Below are 22020 nucleotides of genomic sequence, written 5' to 3' on the forward strand. Positions count from 1 at the left end.
ATGAGAAAAGTAGAAACGCTTTTTTAGACAAAAATAAAGAGGTTTTATAGCTTAAACCTTGAAGTGTGTCAGCTCATAGCCTAATTGTTGATAAGCTTTATATTTATGCCGCCCTTCTTGCATACTGTTAGGGTCGGGTTTTATGAGCTCAAGTACCCGAGTAGGCTGAGCATTATTGGTCGCCGCCATAAAAGTATTAACGGGATGGATGGTGGTATTTAGGACAATACCTTTAAAATCCGCTGGCATATAGTTGCCCAGTAAAACAGGTGCTAATGTTTCATTTTTAACAGGTGCGTCAACAGTCTCATTAACATCATCAGTGTCAGCAATAGTAGCGTCCAGAAGTCGCTTATGCGGTATAAAGCTTGCGGCATCATGTGACCATAGCGCTTCATCAAGCGTCGATAGTAATTCATCATCGCTGTCGATAAGAATCAATAACGACTGAGTGCTTTTATTGAGCGCCGTTTGGGTCAACTGACAAATAAAGCCCAAGAAATCTTGGGCTTTACTCTCACTTAAAACATAAAAGCTGATGTTCATAAATTCATTTTCATAAATTGTTCTGCATAAATTGGTTTTTCAGCAATAGATTATCTATAGCTGATTAAGCCATGTTTGCGCTGTTTTTGAGGTATTGCATAAACAGTGGAACAGGACGACCGGTTGCCGCTTTGTCTTGACCAGAGTTCCATGCCGTACCAGCAATATCTAAATGCGCCCATGCTTGACCTTCTTCGACGAAGCGCGATAAGAAGCAAGCAGCAGTCACAGCACCGGCGCCTTTACCACCGATGTTTTGCATATCAGCGATAGGCGAGTCAAGCTGCGTTTGATACTCGTCATCCATTGGCATGTGCCAGATTAAATCGCCTGATAAGTGGCTGGCGTTTTCTAACTCAAATAACACATCTTCATCATTACTAAATACCGCTGAGCGTACATGACCTAAGGCAACCACACAAGCGCCGGTTAAAGTTGCCACATCGATAATTGCTTTTGGATTATAGCGCTGCACGTAGCATAAAGTATCGGCCAATACCAAACGACCTTCCGCATCAGTATTTAAGATTTCAACCGATTTGCCGTTCATAGCTTTCACGATATCACCAGGGCGAGTCGCATCACCTGATGGCATATTTTCTGCACAAGCAAGGGCGCCAACGACGTTAATCGGTAGACGCGCTTCACATAAAGCTTTAATCGTACCGAGTACCGACGCTGAACCGCCCATATCAAATTTCATCTCATCCATTGCCGCACCGGGCTTGATTGAGATACCGCCTGAATCAAAGGTCACGCCTTTACCGACTAAGACGATAGGCGCGTCATCATTGGCAGCTTGTACATCGTTATCACTATTTTGTTCAGCATTTTTAGCGGCTTTTTTGCTAGCAGCTTTGGTTGGTAATTTATCTGCCAAGGCTTTTAGACCGCCTGCGACTTTGGCGCTGTTAGTCATGCCTTTATTAGCATTAGCGCTAAAGTTGGACTTTCCGCGATACTCCATGAGTACCAGCTTGCCTTCTTTAGCAGAACCTTGCGCAACGGCCAAGAAGCAACCCATACCCAGCGCTGACATCTCGTCTTCACCCAATACCGTGACTTTTAATAGGTCAGGATAGGTTTTGGCCAATTCTTGTGCTTGTTCGGCCATATAAGCGGGGAAGCAAATGTTACCCGGCTCATTGGCGACATCACGAGTCAAGCTTTGACCGGCAAAGACCGCTTCGGCAAATGCTAAAGAAGCTTGCAGAGACTTATCAGCCAGTAAATAGATATCGGTTAAAACTGGCGTGGTTTGCTCAGATTTGTATTTATCAAAACGGTAGCTCGCTGCTAGTAAATTCAAAGCAAACTGACCAAAATGATTTTCTTCTAATGCATCACCTAGGGCGACAGTAATAGAGTCAACGCGTTTTTGCGTGCTTTGATAAATGGTATTGGCGATTTTTTGTAATACGCTATGACCAAGTTTATCAAGATTACCCACACCGACCAATAACAGCTGTACTGGATTTTCTTTAGTGGTTTTTTTATCACCAGCAAGCGCATAGTCAGCTACTGTTTCACAGGCTTTACCATTAAAATGTGATACTTCAATCAACTGCTCAATGCGGCTTTGATAATCACTTAATTCTGCTTCAGCTAAGATATTTTTCTTATCATCGATGAGCACCACAAGGCAGGCGGCATCTTTACTTTTGGCTTCTTTTTTCAGAATTTTTTGCGTATACGTCTTTGGCAAGGTTTGGGTTAATTTAATATTCATATAGTTATCCTTATTAGAGTTATGAAATTAGCATGATAAAAATGGCAGGTTTTATTTAAATTGTTTATACCTGTTAAAGCAGTTGTATTGTTTATTAAAATGTTTGGGCTAATTAGCCATCGCAATAGTGTAGCATATTGCGAGGCGAGTGCGCAGTGAGCAAGGCTTGGGTAATATATTTGCACAATTTTGCGATAATTGTTTAAGTAATTGTTTTATGTCTTTACAGAGTAGTCAGTTACTCACCAATCAATTCAGCTGTCGTCACTAAAGCCGCAAATCTATCCTGTAATGCTGCCATCGCAGTCTCGTGCATTACTTTCGCACTTATGGCTTCTTTATTATCATTCGGCAAGGCACGCGTACCACAGGCATCATGGCAGACAAAACTATCAAAGCCCAAATCAAATGCCGCTCTGATACTTGAGCTGACACACATATGACTCATAAAACCTGCAAAAATAATTTGCTGCTTTTGCGTGCCTGCTATTAGTGCTTGTAGCTCAGTATCATAAAAAGCATTAGGATGTTTTTTGACAATGACAGTTTCGCCATCTTTCGGTTGTAATTCAGCGACAATTTCAACATTCGACGATAAAGGATTAAAAACCTTATCATTATCTGCGCCGTGATGGGCGATATGGAAAATAGGAATGTCTTGCGTGCGGGCTTTATCTAGTAGTAGACGCGCATTTTTAATGGCGTTATCACCGGCTTGCCCCAATGGCATCGCACCATCGACGTATTCGTTCTGATAGTCAATAAAGACGATAGCGCAATTTGACCAATCAAGGGCAGCAAATTGACCACCAGCGAGTTCAAGTAAGGTCGATGGAGTAGTGGCTGGAGTAGAAGTCAGTGTATTCATCAATCGTATTCTCCGTTGTGTCATATGAGCGTTAAATAATATAAGCATAAATTTTGCATTTCACTCAGTCTAGCAACGAAATCTAAAGATAGGCGCGTAAGGATACCAACGACAAACAAACTTTTCCAAATGACATAAAGCAAAAATATAGCGCAAAGACTTAATAGAGTGGCGCTTATATTAAGACAAGCTTATAAATTATATGCGCTATACGCTTTGCTGATTTTATCTAATATCTAGCCATTCATGCAGCATTACAGCAAGATAGACGCAATGTTTTCAAACACATTTCACAGCCATTTTTAAGCAAAATATGCTACGATTAGCGGTTATCTTTATCGCTACTATTTATAGCGTAGCGCCAATAAACCTGCGCTCAATCGTGCGCATACCAACCTTTTTCTAAAGAGTGCCTATTGTGATATTACGCCGCTATATGACTCAACAAGTTGCCTCAACGACCGCCTTGGTATTGGGGTTTTTAGTGGTGATGATGCTCGGCGGTCGCTTAATCCGTTACTTTGGTATTGCCGCAGAAGGCAATCTGGACATCGGCTTATTATTTACCATTATTGGTTATAATTTGCCTTACTTTTTAGAGCTCATCCTGCCACTGGCCTTTTTTATCGCTCTCATGCTGGTATTTGGGCGATTATACGTTGACCAAGAAATGGCGGTGATTAATGCCAGCGGCGTGTCGCGTGGTAAGCTTGGCCGTTTGATGACACCGTTGATATTGGCGCTGTTTGTTGGGGAAGCAGCTTTATCTATCGTTGGCAAACCGTGGGGCGTACGCTCATCGGAAAGCGTCTGGCAGCAGCAAGCGTTGACCAGCGCTTTTGATTTGATTCGTCCTAATCAGTTTATTAGTAGTGGCAATTATCACTTGTATGTTGGCAGCTTAAGCGATGATAAAAAGCAATTGCAAGATGTGATACTTATTCAGTCTGAGCCTAAGACTAAAGGCAATGCCGCAAAAAATGCCACCGTTGATGTCAATAGTAATATTGACCCTGAAACTGCTGAGCAACTCAATATCCCAGAGCTGCCAAACGCGCTCACAAGTAACAAGATTATAAGCAAAGACCATATTAGTAAAGATACCATTACCTTGGCCAAACGCGCTGAGCAAGTAGATACTGGCAGTAGCGGTGTCACCCAATTAGATTTATTCCAAGGTCGCCGTTATGAAGTCGGCGCGGGCAGTCTAAAGTATAATCAAGTGGGCTTTGATCGCTATCGTATCACCTTGACCGAATCCTCCAAAGAAGTCATCACCGAAGCCAATATTGAAACCCAAGCAATTGGTCCATTATGGCAAGCCGCAACGGGCAGCGCAGCAGTGAATAGTGAAAATGCACTTCGAGCGGCGCAAGGGGAGCTTGGTTATCGTCTGGCTTTACCTTGGTTGATGATTATCGCGCCGATGCTTGCCGTGCCACTGGCGCAAGTACGTCCGCGTCAAGGTCGCTGGTTGCGCCTGTTCCCGTCGATTTTATTATTTGTCAGCTGTGCGCTGGGCATTATTTCGCTCAAAAATGCTGTGAGTAAAGGCAGTGTGAGCGTTTGGGCGTATGCATGGTTAATATTAGGATTTATAGGATTGGCGCTTTATATGAACTGGGGCAGCCGCATGCAGCATCGTTTGCGCTTTCGCAAGCCAGATGAGCTGTTAACCGTTAGCGAGCATCAAGGCAATATTGACCACAAAAGCAATGGCTCACAAGGAGGACAATCCTAATGAGTGCTTTATTCTCTAAATTATCAAAGTCGAATTCGCCAAACACTAAACTGAAACTTGCGCCCAAACCAACCAATCTAAAAGTGCTGAGCCGTTACGTTAAACTAAACGCTTTACTTGCCATCATTGGCGCGGTCATAGGTTTGTGGGCATTGCAGTTGGTGTTCTCTTATTTGTCTGAGCTGGATTCGCTAGATGATAGCTATACGATGGGCGAGGCGATTAAATATATCTTTTATCGCTCGCCGTACTTCTTAGAGCAGTTTATCCCAACGGGCGCATTACTTGGTGCTGTGGTTGGTTTAGGTTTACTTGCCAATAAAAGCGAGCTCGTCGTCATGCGCGCCGCTGGCGTCAGTGTTTATCGTATCGTCGGTTGGGTGTTGCAGCCTGCTATGATTTTTGTGCTGTTGGCATTGGTAATTAATCAGTTTGTCCTGCCGCATTCAAATCAATTGGCGCAAGAGATTAACGATCAAGACAATAGCTCGCTTGTCACCTCGGTACGCGGTTATTGGACGGTACAACCGCGCTTCGAGAGTGCAAAAGACGGTAGTGCCAAGCCAGATGGCAGCGATATTTTGTATATCGATTATGCCGATGTGCAAGGCAATATCGGCGAGGTCAAACGCTGGCATTTGGACAATAATGGCAACTTGCAAACCGCCATTCATGCTGAGGGGGGGAAATATATCGGCCGCGAGCCTATAGATACCAATAGCAGCAAACCGAGCGAGCAATATCGTTACGAGTGGCAGCTGAGCAATATGACCAAGTTGATGATTAATCAGGGCTTTGAGAGTAGCCAAGCTACCGCACCGTCAGATACCTTAAGTTTGCCCTTTGCCCCTGAATCGGTATATTTACTCACTCGTCAGGCAGAGGATTTGTCATTGACTCAGCTGTATGAGCATCGTCAGTTTATGCGCCAACAAGGCACGCGCTCGTTAAGTCATGAGTTAGCATTTTGGCAAAAGCTGCTCTCACCGTTATCGATTTTATCGCTGGTGATTGTTGCTTGCTCATTCGTTTTTGGCTCATTGCGCACCCATAGCTTAGGTTTACGTATCGTCGTGGCATTGCTATTTGGCTTGCTATTTAGTTATGTGCAAGACTTGGTTGGTTTTGTCTCATTAGCGACTGGATTTTCGCCGTTATTAATGGTGATATTACCGATTATCGCCAGCACGATATTGGGTGGATATTTACTGAAACGGCAAATGTAACTCTAGAAATTTAGGCACAAAAAAGCTCGCTAACACATCATAATGTTAGCGGGCTTTTTGTATACATAGCGTTTAAGACATAAGCTTTGAAGTCTGAAGTGTTTATAGATTAGTCTTTGGTCGCCATGGTAATGGTATAAGTTTTGCCTTGTTTGACTTTTTCACTATTGCCAAACACTTCGGTAAATGAGCGTTTCATAAATTGGCGTAAACCATTAATGGTGACCACATAAAAGCGCCCACCTTTACGCATGCGCGCATAGGCATCGAGAAAATATAGGTAATGCTGCTCTTTGCCTACTTTGGCTGGCAAGTTTGACATCACAAGGCTAAAGTCTTTATCTTTTGCTACATGATTAAAGCCGTTTGATAAATGTACATCGACATTTTTCAGACCATTTTTCTCGCAATTCAAGCGCGCATATTCTACCGCCATAAAGTCTTTATCAATCAAGGTATGCAGACCATTCGGACATTCACGCGCCGCTGTCATACCGAGCACGCCATAACCACAGCCCAAATCTATCGAATCATCATCCGCTTGAAAATCCACATAATCAAGCAGCATTAAGCTACCATCATCGAGCTTTTGCGGTGAAAAAATACCCCACGTGGTCGCAAAATCAAACGGCTTGCCCAGCACATCTTGGCGAAAGTTAATATCTTCGCGCCAATGTTGGGCGCTTTTTAATAGGTCAGCAGGGGGTCTATGGCTCATGGGATTCTCAGGTATTGGATAAGTAAAAGGTTAGTAGGCTATAGAATGAAACAGCGCGTACATTATAGAGAGTATTGTAACGAGAAAAGGGCAGGTTTGCAGCTAGGGATTGGTTTCATTTATTATAGTTGTGAATATTAAGGAAAAAGTAATGTCTCGTTTTAAGCCTAAGCTCTAAGCTAATCATTTGTTTTATAATACTTAGTATAGTAAATGACTAATTGAGGTCAAAAGGCTCTATAAATATGAATAATAAAGATATTAACTTCTCGAACGAAATCAACTTTAAACATTTTATGTCACAGTATGATGTAGTTGAAGATCTTGACCTTGCTGCTAATAGAGCATCTTATGTAATATCAGTTGCTGATTATGCAGTTAGAGATCTAATTGTTATTGAATTAAAGACTTTAAAGGAAAGCCCTGCTCAAAAAATGAATAAGCATTTCCAGGAAATCATGGAAAGACCTGACTTTCCCGCTATCTATGGTGAGTTTGATTTCAGAAAAGCTGTTAGTCTCTTATCTGATGGTGAAGAAATCATAACTCAGATAGAAACTAAAGCTTTTAGACAAATTGAAAGCATCATAAGCAAAGCTAATAGGCAGATAAAATCGACAGTTCAGTATCTGAATATGGATTATCGAACTTATGGAACTCTTATTATTATTAACGAATTAGCAGAGTTTTTTGAACCTGATGTATTAGTTGATTATATTAAAAAGAAGTTAGTGTCTAGAACCAATGGAAAGTTAAGATTCACAAATATCCATCAGGTAATATTGTTTCAGGGGACTCATCAATTAAAAATTAGCCAAAATGATGGAATAATGCTGCCAGTTTATTGTATCGAAAATGGAACCTTAGATGTAACTGAAATAAGTGTAAAAGCAGATAAGTTTTTAGCTCAAATGGTTAAAGATTATTCTGTTTTCAGTGGTTCTAATTATCAAGTATTTACTGATTTTGATTTAGCTATGAATATTGAGAAGCTAAAGAAAGAGCCTGATAAGACTCTAAATAGCCAAGAGAGGATTGAAAAAAACTATCGACTTAATAGATATATGGAAGATTTCACAGAAGAGGAGTTAATCGAATTCGGTTCCAAAGTTGTCTCTGTAATGATTGCAACAGGTTTAAGAGACAAACCTCTAAAGCTCGAGAAGAACCAAAAAAGACACTTTTTTAAGGCATTTATAGAGTTGATTGAAGAAAGTAGATTAAGACCTTTCGACTTGAGAAAGCTGCATGTTGATACAAAAATTATGTTTTGAAGACAAGTTATAGAAAGCAGTTTTGGAAAAAACTTAATTTAGAAATTTGAATAAAAACCCAACCCTGTGAATGATACTCCATATATAACCTTCCAATACTGCCGTTACCACGCATGTATAGATTTACTTGATCAACATCACTTTCTCAAACGCTTCTTCAACAAGTGATCAAATATAAACGGACCAAATGGTAAAAATGAGCCAAGCACACCTGCAGGCATTGCCCACAGCGGCATTTTTATTTTGCTAGTCGCGACCAGCAGCATCAGGATATAGGCGATAAATAGTGCTCCATGTGCCATACCGATATATTTCACCGCTTCGGGAATACCCAGCATATATTTTAGAGGCATAGCGACACCAAGCAATAATAAAAAAGACGTGCCTTCTAAGTAACCCATGATAGTAAGGTTTTTGAGGGCAGAATTTTGCCCTTTTGTTAGGGTAGGCAGAGTGGATGGCTGAGCTTGCAACACGTTTTATTCCTCTTACAATCATCAATAGATCTTTAGTTCCAACTTTAACCGCGCGGATGGTGCTCGGCATGCAGCTTCTGCAATCTCGCCGTCGCCACGTGGGTATAAATTTGCGTCGTTGATAAATCACTATGCCCAAGTAATAACTGCACGCTACGCAAGTCCGCACCATGATTAAGTAGATGGGTCGCAAAAGCGTGACGTAAGGTATGCGGCGATAACTCTTTATCGATACTGGCAACTTTGGCGTATTTCTTTAATAGATACCAAAAGTTTTGCCGCGTCATATAGCCGCCTTGCGCGGTTAAAAACACCGCTTGGCAATTGCCCGATTTTAAATGCGCAATCAAATCACCACGAGCATGTGTTAGATAGTCTTCTAGTGCATCTGCTGCATATTCACCTAATGGCACCAGTCGGGTTTTATTGCCTTTACCGGTAATTTGTAGCCAGCCAGAATTTAGGTTTACTTGTTCAAGCGAGAGGTTAATTAGCTCGCTGACCCGTAGACCACAAGCATAGAGCACCTCTAACATGGCTTTATCACGCAGTCCGAGTGCCGTGCTAGTATCAGGCGCAGCAAGCAGATTATCGACATCCGCCTCGCTTAAGTCTTTTGGCAGTGGACGGCCTAATTTGGGGCTTTTGATACGCTCGCACGGATTGTCCTCGCGCAGATTACTGGCAATCATCCAAAGGTAGAACTGGCGCAAGCTTGAGAGCATACGTGCTTGCGTGCGCGGCGTTTTGCCGTCTTGGGTAAGGGTTGATAGACAGTGCAGCACGTCTTCAGGTTGCCATTTCGTCAGCGCGATAGGATTGGTCAACTCGCAAGAACGCAAATCGCGCACATAAGCGTTACGCGTCCGCGTTGCAAGCCCGCGGGCAAGCATCGCTTGACGAAACTCGGTGATATAAGTAGGTTCATCATCAACGGCTAGCGCTTTAGGTTGGCGCTGTTGCACAGCACGGTCGCGGCTCATAATTTGATACTCAATGATTAATTATCAATTATTAAATATTAGGCAGCTTCTAAGCACCATAATGAGGTGACTTCCGCACTACGCGCTGCAAATAGCGGATCGGTATTATCTTGGCTGCGACCATGCTTAGATTTGGTATCGAGACGATATTTTACTTTCAAACCACTATTAGCAAACCAGCCTAATAATTCCTCACGAGTGCGTAATTGTAAATGCTCAGCCAAATCTGACAGAATCAACCAGACTTCTCCTTGCTTAGCTAAATGAGATTTCGCGCCTTGCAAAAATCCACGCAGCATTGCACTGTTGGCATCATAAACGGCGTACTCTAACGGCGAGCTGGGCTTAGCAGGCAACCAAGGCGGATTACAGACAATTAAATTGGCAAGTGGCGCATCAGTCGGATAAAGGTCTGCTTGCTGTAACTGCACGTTAGCTAGCCCTTGGCGCATAAAATTTTCGCTGGCGCAGGCCAAAGCACGCGGATTTAAGTCGGTGGCAATTACCTGATTTACACCGCGCTGCGCTAATATAATAGCCAGCAAGCCAGTGCCCGTACCAATATCATAGGCGACATCATGAATTTTTGGTAATGGCGCATCGAGCAATAGCTGTACATACTCATGGCGGGTTGGTGCAAAAACGCCATAATGCGGGAATATCGATAGGCCTAAACTTTCAATTGGGACGCCTTTTTCGCGCCACTGTGCTGCGCCAAGCGCCCCTTGCAAATCACGAAACGACAGTACACATGACTCTTTCAGCTCGCCAAAAGCAGCTATACAAGCTGCACTGACATCGGGAGCGCGGCGTAACTGGCTGACATAATTGGCATCAAGCTCTAATAGCAAGCGGCTTAATATGCGCGCACGCTGCGCTTGGATTTGGCGCTGCTGATGAAATAAGTTGGGAATGTCTTTGGATAACTCTGAAGATTCAACTGCAGTTTTATTAGACTTAGCAGATTGATTTGCTGCTTTTTTTATTTTACGCTGCTCAGAGCGCTCATTGGTACGCTCAATACGTCGGTTGAGCGCTTGTAGCAATTGCTTGGCATTATGAAAGTCACCGCGCCACAGTAATGAAGTGCCTTCGCAAGCCAAACGGTAAGCCTCATCTGCGGTCGTTTTATCATCAATCAATACAATACGGGCAGGCGGCATATGATTGCTTTCCGACAACCAGCGGGCTTGATGTAAGGTTTCGTTTCCGTCTTTGTTTTCCTGCCACTGCACATACTGCTTTTGGGTTGCTAACACGCTATCTACCTTTAATTTGTGAATGATATGTTTCGTACAAAGCAAAGATATCTTGATGCTATTACTGCTGTTACATTTATTAATGTACTGACGTTCTTAGTGCTCTTAGGTTACTAATGCTCTAGGGTCAATCAAATACATTTAAGCATTCTTTTTCTTGACCAAATAACGATAAAGCGTGGCGCTGATAGGCGCGTTATTATCGTCAGCAACTGTGATTTCATCGGGATCGACATTTAAAGGTACATTTTTAGCAAGCGTTTCTTGCTTTACAAGCTCATGCCCCAAATGACGGCAAAAATTAGGAATATCGCGAGTGGTCGCAGGGTCGGTCGCGAGTATCTCAATCACCGCACCGGCTTCGGCTTTACGAATGATTCGATGCAGCATCATCACTGGCTCAGGGCAAATAAGCCCTTGAGTATCTAGATGATGTTGAATCGTGCTATCAGGTATTGAAGTAGTCATAGTCGTCGTTTTAAATTAATAAAATGTGGTTAAATTTTTTTGCTATCTTATTGCTTAGCATTATTTTCTGTTCAGCTGTTTTACGCTTCTTCAGCGATTTCAGTGTCTTCTTCAGTTTCTAAAAAGTCAAAAAAGCGCTTAAAGCTAACTTTGAATAAAAATGCCACCCCAAGCCAACAAGATAGTCCCAACCAAGCAGTATCGGCAAATAAAAGCCCGCCAACCAATATGATCGTCGATACGCCAATACTCATAGCAATCATCGATGGCTGATTTAAGCGATAACGATAAATAACCAACGCATCATAGATAGTAATAGGAATCGTGAGCGCAACCAAGGCATAGGGCAAGTTATAGAAGAGTTGATAAAGCAATTGATTGTCATGAAAGGCTTTGATACTGGCAATGGTGCCAAAAACCATAAAGGCGAGAATAGCGGCATAAATAAGATAAATCGCTATTTGGTTTACTCGTTGAGCGCCTTTGATACGCGCAATCGCGAGCGGTGCAAAGCCACGTTGCGACTTGTTTTGCAAAGATTGGTCTGAGACAGTGGTCATATTAATCAGTCATTTATTCGTTTAGATGATATAGCAAAGAGGCGCGGTATGTTAGCAATGGACTTACTGCTATCTTAATCCGCTTTAATCGCGTCGATGGCGATACTGCTACTGGGATCAGCAAAGTAAGTCGACATCAGGATGCAGGCGGAGATATCATCAATTGGGTCGCGCTCGTTTTTAATCCAGCCGTTTTCCCACGCAATTTCGCGTGCTGCCACTGAAGTTAGACGCTCATCGCAAAGACTCACAACTACCGGCAGATGCTGCTCCATAACTCTATGGGCTAAGCGGCGAGCAAATTTGTGCGCCCGCTTGGACAGCATTGAGCTGCTACCATCCATATTCAGTGGCAATCCGACCACCACTTTTGCCACGCCCCAAACTTTGATAATACCGAGCAGATTATCCCAATCAGGCTGACCGTTATTCATCGCCAAGATATCAAAGGCACGCGCAGTCTCGGTAATGGTATTACCTAACGCCATGCCCATCTTTTTGACCCCATAATCGAGTGCCAAAATAAGATGCGGCTTAATGGCTGGTTCGACAGCTGTCGTATCTGTTATAAGCGTGCTATCTACCATAATCAGGGGTGTTTCCTATTTCTGTCTTCATTAAGCAAATGCTGCTAAGTATATAGTACTCAATATATAACGCTAGGCATGACCGATATCGCTGCTTAAATAGTCAAAATTAACGCCAATCTTATCGGCAGCGATTTGCCAACGTTCTTCAAATGGCGTATCAAACAATAAGTTTAAATCAGCAGGGCAGACGAGCCAGTCGCCGTTATTGAGCTCTTGGTCGAGCTGTTTTTTACCCCAACTGGCATGACCTAAGCACAGCTGATAATGCCCAACACCTTGACCGGCGGCGATACGTTTTAGGATATCTTGACTGGTAGTGATACATACGTTTTCTGATATTGCAAAAGACGATGCCCATTCTGGCTGACCCGTATGCAGGACAAAGCCGACTTCTGGATACATAGGACCACCTTCTAGCGCCACATCTTCCATCACTTGTGGGTCAGTCACTTCAATGTCTAAATCCTCTAACAGTTTGCCCACGCGCGACTGCTCTAATGGCCGATTGACCATCAGTCCGAGTGCCCCGTGTTTATCGTGACGACAGATATAAATCAGCGCCTGCTCAAACCGTGGGTCTGACAGCTCGGGTGCCGCAATTAAGAAATGATGGGTCAAATTGGCTTTGGACATAGCAAAAAACGCAACCTAATGTAAATGGTAAAATAACAGAGATGACACACCACTATATGGCGATACTGAGTAAAAAATCAACCAAAGCAAATATTTAGCGCTTATTCAACATTAATGGTGCACCGTAGATGTTTATTTAACATCGGTCAATAAACTACGCGCATGTTCACGGGTGACATCAGTAATGGTCACACCGCCAGACATACGTGCCAGCTCATCGACTTGAGCACTATCGGTCAATATTAATAGCTCGCTTTCGGTTTGTTCATCATGATGTTTTTGTACCAAGATATGTTGGTGCGCTTGTGCCGCAACTTGTGCTTGGTGGGTAATAGCCAGCAGCTGCTGCGTCTGCCCAAGCGCGCGTAATAACTCACCGACCACTTGCGCGGTGCCGCCACTGATGCCAACGTCCACTTCATCAAAGACGAGCATCGGCTTGGCGGCATTATTATCAGCATTGGTCGCTTGCAATACTTGCATCACCAGTGCCATCCGTGACAGCTCACCGCCCGAGGCAATCTTGTGTAATGGCTGCATCGGCATACCGACGTTGGCGCTAAATAATAAATCGATATCATAGCAGCCTTGCGCACTATATTGGCTCGTATCGGCCTTTTTGGTAAACACAAACTCGCAGCGGGCGTTGGGCAGGGCAAGCGGTTGTAATTGCTTAATCAGCTGCTTACTGACAATCGGCGCCGCTTTTGAGCGCTCTTTATTTAACTGCGTTGCGAGCGTGAGATAGTCTTGCCATGCTTGCTCGATTTGCGCCGCCATCGCATCGCTGCTTGGCTCGTTTTCTAATTGTGCTAATTGTGCTTCCCAACCTTTTGCTTCATCGATTAAATCATTTGCTGGCAAGCCATGCTTACGTGACAAACGATGCCCGAGACTGATTAAGCTATCGAGTGTTTGCAGGCGCTCAGGGTCAGGTAGCTGTTGCTCAGCATAATCCGATAGTAAGCCTGTGACCTCAGTGATTTGCTGTTGTGCTAAATGCAACTGTTCGGAAGCCTGCTCAAAGGTTTGACTGACGCTCATTTGGTTGTCACAAAGCTTAATCGCTTGTCCGAGCAAGGTCATGACATCAGGCTCATCGGTATCATTATCGAGTAGGTGCAAGCCGTGACTGGCCTCTTGCATTAATGCCTCGATATTAGATAGCTCTTCGTGCTCGGCTTCAACTTCTGCATAATCAACGGCGAGTAGTGGCTCAATGTCGGCAAGCTGGCTTTGCAACAACTGCATACGGTCTTGGCGTTGGGCTTCGCGGCTAGCGATATCAGCAGCTCGGCGTTTGAGCTGCTGATAAGCTTGATAGCTGCTGGCCGTTTGTTCTGCAAGTGGCGTGATTTGTGCCATCTCGTCCAGCCATTGCACCACAAACTGCGGCTTAAGTAATGCTTGCTGGGCATGTTGACTATGAATATTAACCAGTAAGGCGCCCAAACTTTTAAGCTCCGCCAAGCTGACCGGCGTGCCATTTAACCACGCTTTTGAGCGCCCTGTATTACTAAGCTGACGACGAATCAACACTTCAGGTTCTTCTAATGGACGCTCATGTTTGGCAAACCATTCGGCAACGACGTCATTATTTTCCACATCAAACTGGGCATAAATATCGGCGTGCGCAGCGCCGTGTCTGACCATCGCACTGTCGGCGCGCTCGCCTGCACATAAAGATAGTGCATCCAATAATAACGACTTGCCAGCACCCGTCTCACCGGTGATGACATTGAAGCCTTCAGCCACACTCAGCTCATGCTGAGCAATCAATGCAAACTGATGTAAAGTTAATGATACGAGCATCAACGCCTCTCATGGCAGACAATGAACTTCACCAATTATGCTGATAATTCATGTCTAAAATAGGTAAATAAGGAAATAAACGGCTTTGGTTAATGGTGCTAATGAGATAAAGGAGATTGGCAAATATTATGGTGGCAAAAGACAGTAAATACAAATTTTAAAGGTAATCAAAGTTGGTCGTGCATTTAATAATAAAGCAAACTTTCCTAGTCGCTGTAACAAACTTTATAGATATAATGTGGTAGCATAATCTCACATAATGATAAACTCTTACCACCAGATTTTCATACAATCTGTGCTACAAGGTTGGTCTTATAGATAAACAAAGACAGCACTATGACGGTCAAAGTCAGAGGTGCATAAATATTTCAGACAATGTAAGCTCAGCCGGATGCTATCTTTAGTTGTTAGTGACATTAAGCTGAATATAGTGTTAGTCGTTAAAAATTAGTCATTAAAAAGAGGTTGTTTAACTGTCATTTAGGCAGTGAATTAATCTCTAGTTTTTCAATTAGATTTTTCAATTTGGTTTTTTAGTTTGGCAATAATTATTTGATAAGGAAGCCACTATGACAGCGGCGCAATTTACCAATGTAACAGTCAATGCTCAAGCCACGATATCTTACGATGGTCGTTGCTCAAGCCACACCATTATGTTTGAGGACGGTCGCCATAAAACGTTAGGAGTTATTTTGCCTTGCGACAATTTGGTCGAACACTATCACTTTAGCACCAATACCTCTGAACGTATCGAAATCATCAGCGGTGAGTGTGAGGTCAAAATAAACGGTGAAGAAGAATTCAGCTACTACCGCGCAGGACAGTCATTCGTGGTCGAAGGCAATAGTGGCTTTAACTTACGCACGGAAGAAATCGTGCAGTATATCTGTCATTTAGAAGGGTAAGCCGGCTAGAACATCTTGTTATTAAAGGCGTCAAGAGCCGTTGTATGACCCTTTTAATTAAGTACTTTAAAAGAGATAAATCTTAAATAAGGTTTATTTCTTTTTTTTGACGATTTTTTTAATAATAATATTTCGTTTAGCCGCTGATTAGTTGCTACAATTATCGCTATATTTTTCTTCTTTATCGCCAAGTGCGATATCCACTTTATAATCAGTAGGCCTATTATGGCAAAACCCAGCTATTTCTATGGCATTCATGCGATTGATGCCTTACTCGAACACCGTCCTCTTGATGGACTCAGCTTGTTTGTCCAGCAAGGACGCGAGGCTGACAGTAACGTGCAAGCGATTATGGCGCAAGCACGTGATAATGGCATTAGTATTCAACCGACGCAAAAAGACAAACTTACGCAACTGTGTGGCAGCCCGCAGCATCAAGGTGTAGTGCTTAATGCGCGCCCGTTAGGTTTCGCTGATGAAGGTTTGCTCGATATCCTTGCTAGCCGTGAGCAGTGTTTATTGTTGGTGCTTGATCAAATTACCGATGCGCATAACTTTGGCGCGTGTTTGCGCACAGCCGTAGCAATGGGCGTTGATGCCGTCATTTGTCCAAAACACCATGCGGCAAGCTTGACGCCAACCGTTGCTAAAGTATCGGTAGGGGCGGCAGAGATGATGCCTATCGTTAGTGTGACCAATTTGGCCCGTACGCTAACCAAGATTAAAAACGCTGGTGTATTTGTCTTTGGTACTGCTTTAAACGCAGATGCTAAGCCAATACACGAGGCAGATTTGACCGGTAAAACTGCTATTATTATGGGCTCAGAGGGTGAGGGCATGCGTCGCCTGACTATGGATAGCTGCGATGAGCTGGTTTATATTCCGATGTCAGGCAACGAGCATGGTAACTTACAAAGCTTAAATGTGAGTGTTGCTACCGGTATGGCGCTCTACGAGATTAATCGGCAGCGGACTTTAGCTGATGGGCAAGCGTAAGATAGTCTTGGTGTAAGGGCTTAAGCTGTACATATAGCGCCGCAAGATCGCTCTCGTTGAGCACCACATCATCCGCATGACGATTACGTTCTTCGCGGCTCAGCTGATTGACCATAATGGCTTTAATCTTTTGCACGCTTTGCTCATCACGCTGAGTCGCACGCGCAAGCTGGGTGTCCTCAGTGGCATCCATCACCAAAATACGGTGGCATAAATTGGCAAGACCAGCTTCCGCCGCCTCAATCAGCAGTGGCGCTGACAGCACCACATAAGGTGATGTACTGGCTGCTAGTTGTAGTTTTGCAGCTTCACGTATCGCTGGATGGGTGATTGCTTCAAGCTCAATCAGAGCCTCAGGATGAGTAAAGACATGGGTGCGCACAGCAGCGCGATCCATTTCACCATCGGCCTTTAATACCCAATCACCAAATTTTCTCTTGATTTTTCGTAAAGTGGTACTACCTTTAGCGACAACTTGATGAGCAATCACATCCGCATCAATAATATCAATCCCTTGCTGAGCGAACCAATTGCTTGCCGCCGATTTGCCACTGCCGATACCACCGGTTAAACCAATGACCAATGTCTTACTTTTGGCTTGGTGAGGCTGTGGTTGAAAGGAATAAGATAAAGATGAGGCATAATTTGACATAATGATGACTTATTTAACCGATAAAAGAGGGATGACCGTAATACAGCAATAGCCTATTCTAGCAGGTTAAAGACCCTATTTTTAGAAATTCCAGGTCTACTTGCATGAGTATATAAGGTTAAGTATACATCCCCAGGTACCAATTGACGATGTCTGAGCCGTATAGTAACGCGATGATACCGGCAAGCGCGATATAAGGACCAAAGGCAAAAGGACGACTTTCTCCTTGTTTCTTCATCAGAATAAGCCCAACGATTGAACCAAGCAGTGACGACAGTAAAATAATTAACGGCAACATCATAGGTCCAAGCCAGGCACCTAACACCGCCAATAATTTAAAGTCGCCTTGTCCCATGCCATGTTTTTTAGTGATGACATAAAAGACTTTGACCACCACCCACAAAGACAAAAATCCGAGTAATAGCCCCCAGATAGATTGAGTAGGCGATACAAACCATCCCTGAGAGTTTACCGCCAAGCCTAATCCTGCTAAAGGAAAGGTTAGGCGGTCAGGCAATAGCTGGGTATCAAAGTCGATACCGGTTAATGCAACCAGCGTCCAGACCAAAATCAGGGCAGATAATCCAGCGGCGTTGACGCCAAACTGATAAATGACCAAGATAGATAGTAGGGCTGTGACTAGCTCAACGATAGGATAACGCAATCCTATAGAGGCTTTACAATCCGAGCAGCGCCCACGTAATACAAGCCAACTCATTAAAGGGATATTCTCATACCACTTTATTTTATGGGCGCAATGAGGACAGCGTGAGGCAGGCGTGCTTAAGGTAATAGGGATATCAGTGGTGACAATGTTTGCCAGTGGCATCGTATGTTCACGCGGCATGTCCGCTTGCTCAGCCATAAACTGGCTACACTCTTGTCGCCACGCCGCTATCATCATAAGCGGTATACGATGAATCACCACATTTAAAAAACTGCCAACACAAAGACCGAGTAGACCAAATACGACTAAGGCAAGAGTCATATTTTCTTGTAATAACTGAATAAATTGCATGAAGTCGTTGTCCTTGTAGTAGATTTTAGCCTACTACTGCGCCCATTTGGAAGATTGGTAAGTACATGGCTATCACTAAGCCGCCGACTAATACGCCTAGCACTGCCATAATCATAGGTTCCATTAAGCTAGTCAAACCATCAACGGCGTTATCGACTTCATTTTCGTAATAGACCGCTACTTTATCGAGCATTTCTTCTAAGCTACCTGATTCTTCGCCGATACCAACCATTTGAATCGCCATACTTGGAAATATATTGGTTGAACGTATAGAAAACTGCAATTGCTGACCGGTTGATACATCGTTTTTGATTTGCTGAATGGCATTGTAAAATACCACGTTATTTGCTGCCCCAGCAGTAGAGTCTAAGGCATCAATAAGGGGTACACCAGCGGCAAAGGTCGTCGATAGCGTACGAGCAAAACGGGCGATAACCGCTTGATAAGCAATATTGCCGAATATCGGCGCTTTTAACACTGCACGGTCTAAAAAATCACGAAATTTCTTAGAGCGCTTTTTGGCTTCTGAAAACCCAATAATAGCACCCCCGATGAGCACAATTAAAACAAACCACCATGCCTGCATCCACTCAGACATATTAACGACCATTTGAGTAAAGGCAGGTAACTCGGCACCAAAAGACTCAAATAAATCTGAGAATACTGGAACTACTTTAATCAGTAGAATCATAGTAACGATAATGGCTACTACAATAACTGCAATCGGATATTTCATTGCCTTTTTAATTTTAGCCTTGAGTAATTCACTTTTTTCTTTATAGGTAGCAACACGCTCTAACATAGTCTCAAGCGCACCTGATTGCTCACCAGAGTCGACGAGTGAACAAAATAGGTCATCAAAGTAGCGTGGATGCTTACGTAATGCTGAAGCAAAGGTACCACCTGCTTCAATATCAGCTTTTATTTGTAAGACTAAGTCTTTCATACTGGGGTTATCAAGTGAGTCGGCAACAATTTCAAAAGACTGGGTCAGTGGCACACCGGCTTTCATCATCGTTGCCAATTGACGGGCAAAGATAGCAATATCAATAGGCTTGATAGACTTTTTAAAGGTATATAAAGGTTTGGGCTTTTTCTTGATGCCTTTAATTGTGATACCTTGTTTGCGTAAAGTGGCTTTTGCCAGCTCCAAGCTACGACTGGTCGTTTCGCCTTTCACTTTTTGTCCGCGCCGGTTCACCCCATCATAGACAAAGTCTAACAGCATGTCGGTTTTAGCTTTTGCCATGTTAATACCCTTAAAGTTCTGTCTAATAGAGATGTTGCAATGCATACAAGTATGATCAATATTTCATATACTTTATTTAATTGCAAAAAGCCAGTATATAACTGTTTTATATTTAAGTACATCTGTTAGATGATATTGCTAGTTTACAAAAGCACAGACTTAAAGTCATAAATAATTCATTTTTATATTCTCATATTAGTTATTCAGAGGTCACGCGCATCATTTCTTGAATACTGGTTACCCCTTGTAGTACCTTTAAAACACCAGAGCGGCGTAAATCTCTAAAACCATTTTTTAGCGCCGCATCTTTAATATCTATCGCGTTACCATCTTCCATGATAATACGAGAGATATCAGGACTGACTTTCATCACTTCATAAATACCGACACGCCCTTTATAACCTTCACGGCATTCATTACAGCCGACTGGTTCATAAATGATATTATCTGGATTGTCTAAGTCAGCATCGTTAAAGCCCAGTTCAAGCAAGCTTTGGCGAGGGATATTAATGGGCTTTTTACAGTTTTTACATAAGCGCCGCGCCAACCGTTGAGCAATGACCAAGTTTACTGACGTTGCAATATTAAATGAGGCAACACCCATATTGCGTAAGCGCGTTAAGGTCTCAGGTGCAGAGTTCGTATGCAGAGTTGATAGAACCATATGTCCCGTTTGAGCCGCTTTGATTGCAATTTCAGCCGTCTCTAGGTCACGAATCTCACCAACCATGACGATATCAGGATCTTGACGTAAGAATGACTTAAGCGCATTGGCAAAGGTTAAACCCACCTTCGGGTTGACGTTGACCTGATTGATACCTTCAAGGTTAATCTCAACCGGATCTTCGGCAGTGGAAATATTAGTTTCGCCAGTATTTAGTATATTAATACCCGTATAAAGAGAGACAGTTTTACCAGAACCAGTGGGACCGGTAATAAGAAGCATACCTTGCGGCTTATGTAAGGCTTCTAAAAACATCTCTTTTTGGTCAGGCTCATAACCCAATGCTTCAATACCCAGCATGGCTGATGAGGGATCTAAGATACGTAAAACAAGCTTTTCGCCAAATAAAGTAGGTAAAGAGTTTACTCGGAAGTCGATGGCTTTATCTTTAGAGATTTTAAGCTTAATACGACCATCTTGCGGTATACGGCGCTCGGATATGTCCATTTGTGACATTACTTTTAAACGTGCCGCGATTTTACTGGCAAGCTGTACGGGTGGGTTGGCCATTTTTTGCATCACACCATCGACACGGAAACGCACGCGAAAGGTTTTCTCATAAGGTTCAAAATGTAAGTCTGAGGCGCCCATACGAATGGCATCGACCAACATTTTATTGACAAACTTTACAACTGGCGCTTCATCGACACCGTCACTAAGCTTGGTCTCGCCTTCGTCTTCTTCGCTTTCGTTAAAGCCTACATTTAAGTCGCTATCAGAAAAGCTATCAAAGTTTTGCATGGTATCAGCGTAAAGGTTCTCAATACGCTTTTTTAGCTTGTCTTCTTCAACGACTACGGTTTCAATAGATAGCCGTGAGTTAAAGGCAATGGCGTCGATAGCATCAATACGGGTCGGGTCACTCAGCGCAACAAATAAACGCTGCCCACGCTTAAACAGGGGTAAGGCGTTAAACTTACGCACGATTTTTTCATCGACCAAGTCTTTTGGTATGACGTCTGAGCTGAGCGCATCAAGATCAAATAAAGGATCGCCAAAAGCTTGTGACAACATTTGTGCCAATTGATAGGCATTGGCAAGCTTGTGCTCGACCAAATAAGGCACTAACCCTACTTGCTGTTGTTGTGATTCCGTTTGCGCAGTTTTCATATGCGCTTCGCTCACAATACCTTCGCTAATTAACTGCTGCGCTAAGCCGCCGTATTTACTGGCTGTAATAGACATTAAGACCTCTCTTTGCTTGATACCAAATAGGCTGTATTTTTTAAACTGAATTTTATCGAAACCGTATAAACATCTATCTATATGATTAATAGCCAACGAGCGATTATAACTTATATAGTTATGTCTAATTAGCTAGTGCAAATCAGTTGCATCTAGCTTGTTGAAATTATTTATAGTCAACCATACAGATGATTGATTGTCTTGGTTTTAGTTTCTATGAATAGAATGATATAGGAATTTCTTAGAGTTAAAAGACTTTATATAGCGTATAAGACTGTTCATCTGCAAAAAATGTCGTTTTGACAAAAATACTATGCAAAATCAGTTCCAATTCTGAATGCATCATACTCTAGCAACGGACTATAGCACTTGGGAAATATTTGTTATACTTGCGCGAATATGAGCCAT

21 protein-coding genes are annotated in these 22020 nt (G+C 43.0%); 5 read left to right on the forward strand and 16 right to left on the reverse strand.

Annotated elements, in window-relative coordinates:
• Positions 1 to 51: 51 nt before the first annotated feature.
• The 3 genes from JMX13_RS06565 to JMX13_RS06575 all read right to left on the reverse strand — a co-directional run bounded on the left by JMX13_RS06565 (position 52) and on the right by JMX13_RS06575 (position 3143).
• Positions 52 to 546 (reverse strand): DNA polymerase III subunit chi, encoded by a 495-nt coding sequence (locus tag JMX13_RS06565; protein ID WP_201611264.1) that lies wholly within the window; start codon positions 544 to 546, stop codon positions 52 to 54.
• A gap of 64 nt (positions 547 to 610) precedes the next feature.
• Positions 611 to 2275, reverse strand: a complete 1665-nt coding sequence (locus JMX13_RS06570) for a leucyl aminopeptidase (protein ID WP_201611272.1) — start codon at positions 2273 to 2275, stop codon at positions 611 to 613.
• 238 nt (positions 2276 to 2513) lie between these two features.
• The gene (locus JMX13_RS06575; protein WP_201611274.1) at positions 2514 to 3143 is read right to left on the reverse strand and encodes a cysteine hydrolase family protein; all 630 of its coding nucleotides are present in this window, start codon (positions 3141 to 3143) and stop codon (positions 2514 to 2516) included.
• 436 nt (positions 3144 to 3579) lie between these two features.
• Between JMX13_RS06575 and JMX13_RS06580 the strand changes: the two genes are divergently transcribed.
• Together JMX13_RS06580 and lptG are read left to right on the forward strand one after the other, a co-directional pair.
• On the forward strand, positions 3580 to 4884 hold the full coding sequence (locus JMX13_RS06580; protein WP_201611276.1) for an LPS export ABC transporter permease LptF: 1305 nt from the start codon (positions 3580 to 3582) through the stop codon (positions 4882 to 4884).
• A complete protein-coding gene (gene lptG / locus JMX13_RS06585; RefSeq protein WP_201611278.1) occupies positions 4884 to 6110 on the forward strand; it encodes an LPS export ABC transporter permease LptG in 1227 nt (408 codons plus the stop codon). Before JMX13_RS06580 ends, lptG begins: the two co-directional genes overlap by 1 nt.
• A 109-nt stretch (positions 6111 to 6219) precedes the next feature.
• Here the strand turns inward: lptG and JMX13_RS06590 are convergent, their stop codons facing one another.
• On the reverse strand, positions 6220 to 6828 hold the full coding sequence (locus JMX13_RS06590) for a class I SAM-dependent methyltransferase (protein WP_201611280.1): 609 nt from the start codon (positions 6826 to 6828) through the stop codon (positions 6220 to 6222).
• Between the two features lie 245 nt (positions 6829 to 7073).
• Between JMX13_RS06590 and JMX13_RS06595 the strand changes: the two genes are divergently transcribed.
• On the forward strand, positions 7074 to 8102 hold the full coding sequence (locus JMX13_RS06595; RefSeq protein ID WP_201611282.1) for a hypothetical protein: 1029 nt from the start codon (positions 7074 to 7076) through the stop codon (positions 8100 to 8102).
• 137 nt (positions 8103 to 8239) lie between these two features.
• On the opposite strand, the gene JMX13_RS06600 is transcribed toward JMX13_RS06595, so the two are convergent.
• The 8 genes from JMX13_RS06600 to recN form a co-directional block, all read right to left on the reverse strand.
• Positions 8240 to 8578, reverse strand: a complete 339-nt coding sequence (locus tag JMX13_RS06600) for a DUF3817 domain-containing protein (protein WP_201611284.1) — start codon at positions 8576 to 8578, stop codon at positions 8240 to 8242.
• A 44-nt stretch (positions 8579 to 8622) separates the two neighbouring features.
• On the reverse strand, positions 8623 to 9561 hold the full coding sequence (xerD, locus tag JMX13_RS06605; protein WP_201611286.1) for a site-specific tyrosine recombinase XerD: 939 nt from the start codon (positions 9559 to 9561) through the stop codon (positions 8623 to 8625).
• A 38-nt stretch (positions 9562 to 9599) separates the two neighbouring features.
• Positions 9600 to 10820: a methyltransferase gene (locus JMX13_RS06610; RefSeq protein ID WP_201611288.1), complete on the reverse strand. Its 1221-nt coding sequence runs from the start codon at positions 10818 to 10820 to the stop codon at positions 9600 to 9602.
• A 141-nt stretch (positions 10821 to 10961) separates the two neighbouring features.
• Positions 10962 to 11288: a sulfurtransferase TusA gene (tusA, locus tag JMX13_RS06615; RefSeq protein WP_201611290.1), complete on the reverse strand. Its 327-nt coding sequence runs from the start codon at positions 11286 to 11288 to the stop codon at positions 10962 to 10964.
• A gap of 80 nt (positions 11289 to 11368) precedes the next feature.
• A complete protein-coding gene (locus JMX13_RS06620; RefSeq protein ID WP_201611293.1) occupies positions 11369 to 11848 on the reverse strand; it encodes a hypothetical protein in 480 nt (159 codons plus the stop codon).
• 74 nt (positions 11849 to 11922) lie between these two features.
• Positions 11923 to 12435, reverse strand: coding sequence for a Holliday junction resolvase RuvX (gene ruvX / locus JMX13_RS06625; RefSeq protein ID WP_201564270.1), 513 nt, complete (start codon positions 12433 to 12435; stop codon positions 11923 to 11925).
• 72 nt (positions 12436 to 12507) lie between these two features.
• Positions 12508 to 13071 carry a YqgE/AlgH family protein gene (locus JMX13_RS06630; RefSeq protein WP_183619385.1) on the reverse strand — a complete coding sequence of 188 codons (564 nt, stop codon included), beginning with the start codon at positions 13069 to 13071 and terminating at the stop codon, positions 12508 to 12510.
• Between the two features lie 132 nt (positions 13072 to 13203).
• Positions 13204 to 14883, reverse strand: a complete 1680-nt coding sequence (recN, locus tag JMX13_RS06635) for a DNA repair protein RecN (protein WP_201611301.1) — start codon at positions 14881 to 14883, stop codon at positions 13204 to 13206.
• Positions 14884 to 15452: 569 nt separating this feature from the next.
• Between recN and JMX13_RS06640 the strand changes: the two genes are divergently transcribed.
• Positions 15453 to 15788 carry a pyrimidine/purine nucleoside phosphorylase gene (locus JMX13_RS06640; RefSeq protein ID WP_068407914.1) on the forward strand — a complete coding sequence of 112 codons (336 nt, stop codon included), beginning with the start codon at positions 15453 to 15455 and terminating at the stop codon, positions 15786 to 15788.
• 225 nt (positions 15789 to 16013) lie between these two features.
• Positions 16014 to 16784, forward strand: a complete 771-nt coding sequence (gene rlmB, locus JMX13_RS06645) for a 23S rRNA (guanosine(2251)-2'-O)-methyltransferase RlmB (RefSeq protein ID WP_201611303.1) — start codon at positions 16014 to 16016, stop codon at positions 16782 to 16784.
• Here rlmB and coaE read toward each other — a convergent pair.
• The 4 genes from coaE to pilB form a co-directional block, all read right to left on the reverse strand.
• Complete coding sequence (gene coaE / locus JMX13_RS06650) at positions 16747 to 17436, reverse strand: dephospho-CoA kinase (RefSeq protein WP_201611305.1); 690 nt, start codon at positions 17434 to 17436, stop codon at positions 16747 to 16749. The two genes, rlmB and coaE, sit on opposite strands and share 38 nt — an antisense overlap.
• A 118-nt stretch (positions 17437 to 17554) precedes the next feature.
• Positions 17555 to 18454: a prepilin peptidase gene (locus JMX13_RS06655; RefSeq protein WP_201611318.1), complete on the reverse strand. Its 900-nt coding sequence runs from the start codon at positions 18452 to 18454 to the stop codon at positions 17555 to 17557.
• 25 nt (positions 18455 to 18479) lie between these two features.
• Positions 18480 to 19703, reverse strand: a complete 1224-nt coding sequence (locus tag JMX13_RS06660; RefSeq protein ID WP_201611320.1) for a type II secretion system F family protein — start codon at positions 19701 to 19703, stop codon at positions 18480 to 18482.
• A 199-nt stretch (positions 19704 to 19902) separates the two neighbouring features.
• Positions 19903 to 21612, reverse strand: a complete 1710-nt coding sequence (pilB, locus tag JMX13_RS06665; RefSeq protein WP_201611330.1) for a type IV-A pilus assembly ATPase PilB — start codon at positions 21610 to 21612, stop codon at positions 19903 to 19905.
• Positions 21613 to 22020: the final 408 nt, after the last annotated feature.

It is taken from the genome of Psychrobacter immobilis, assembly GCF_904846285.1.
Lineage (GTDB): Bacteria > Pseudomonadota > Gammaproteobacteria > Pseudomonadales > Moraxellaceae > Psychrobacter > Psychrobacter immobilis_D.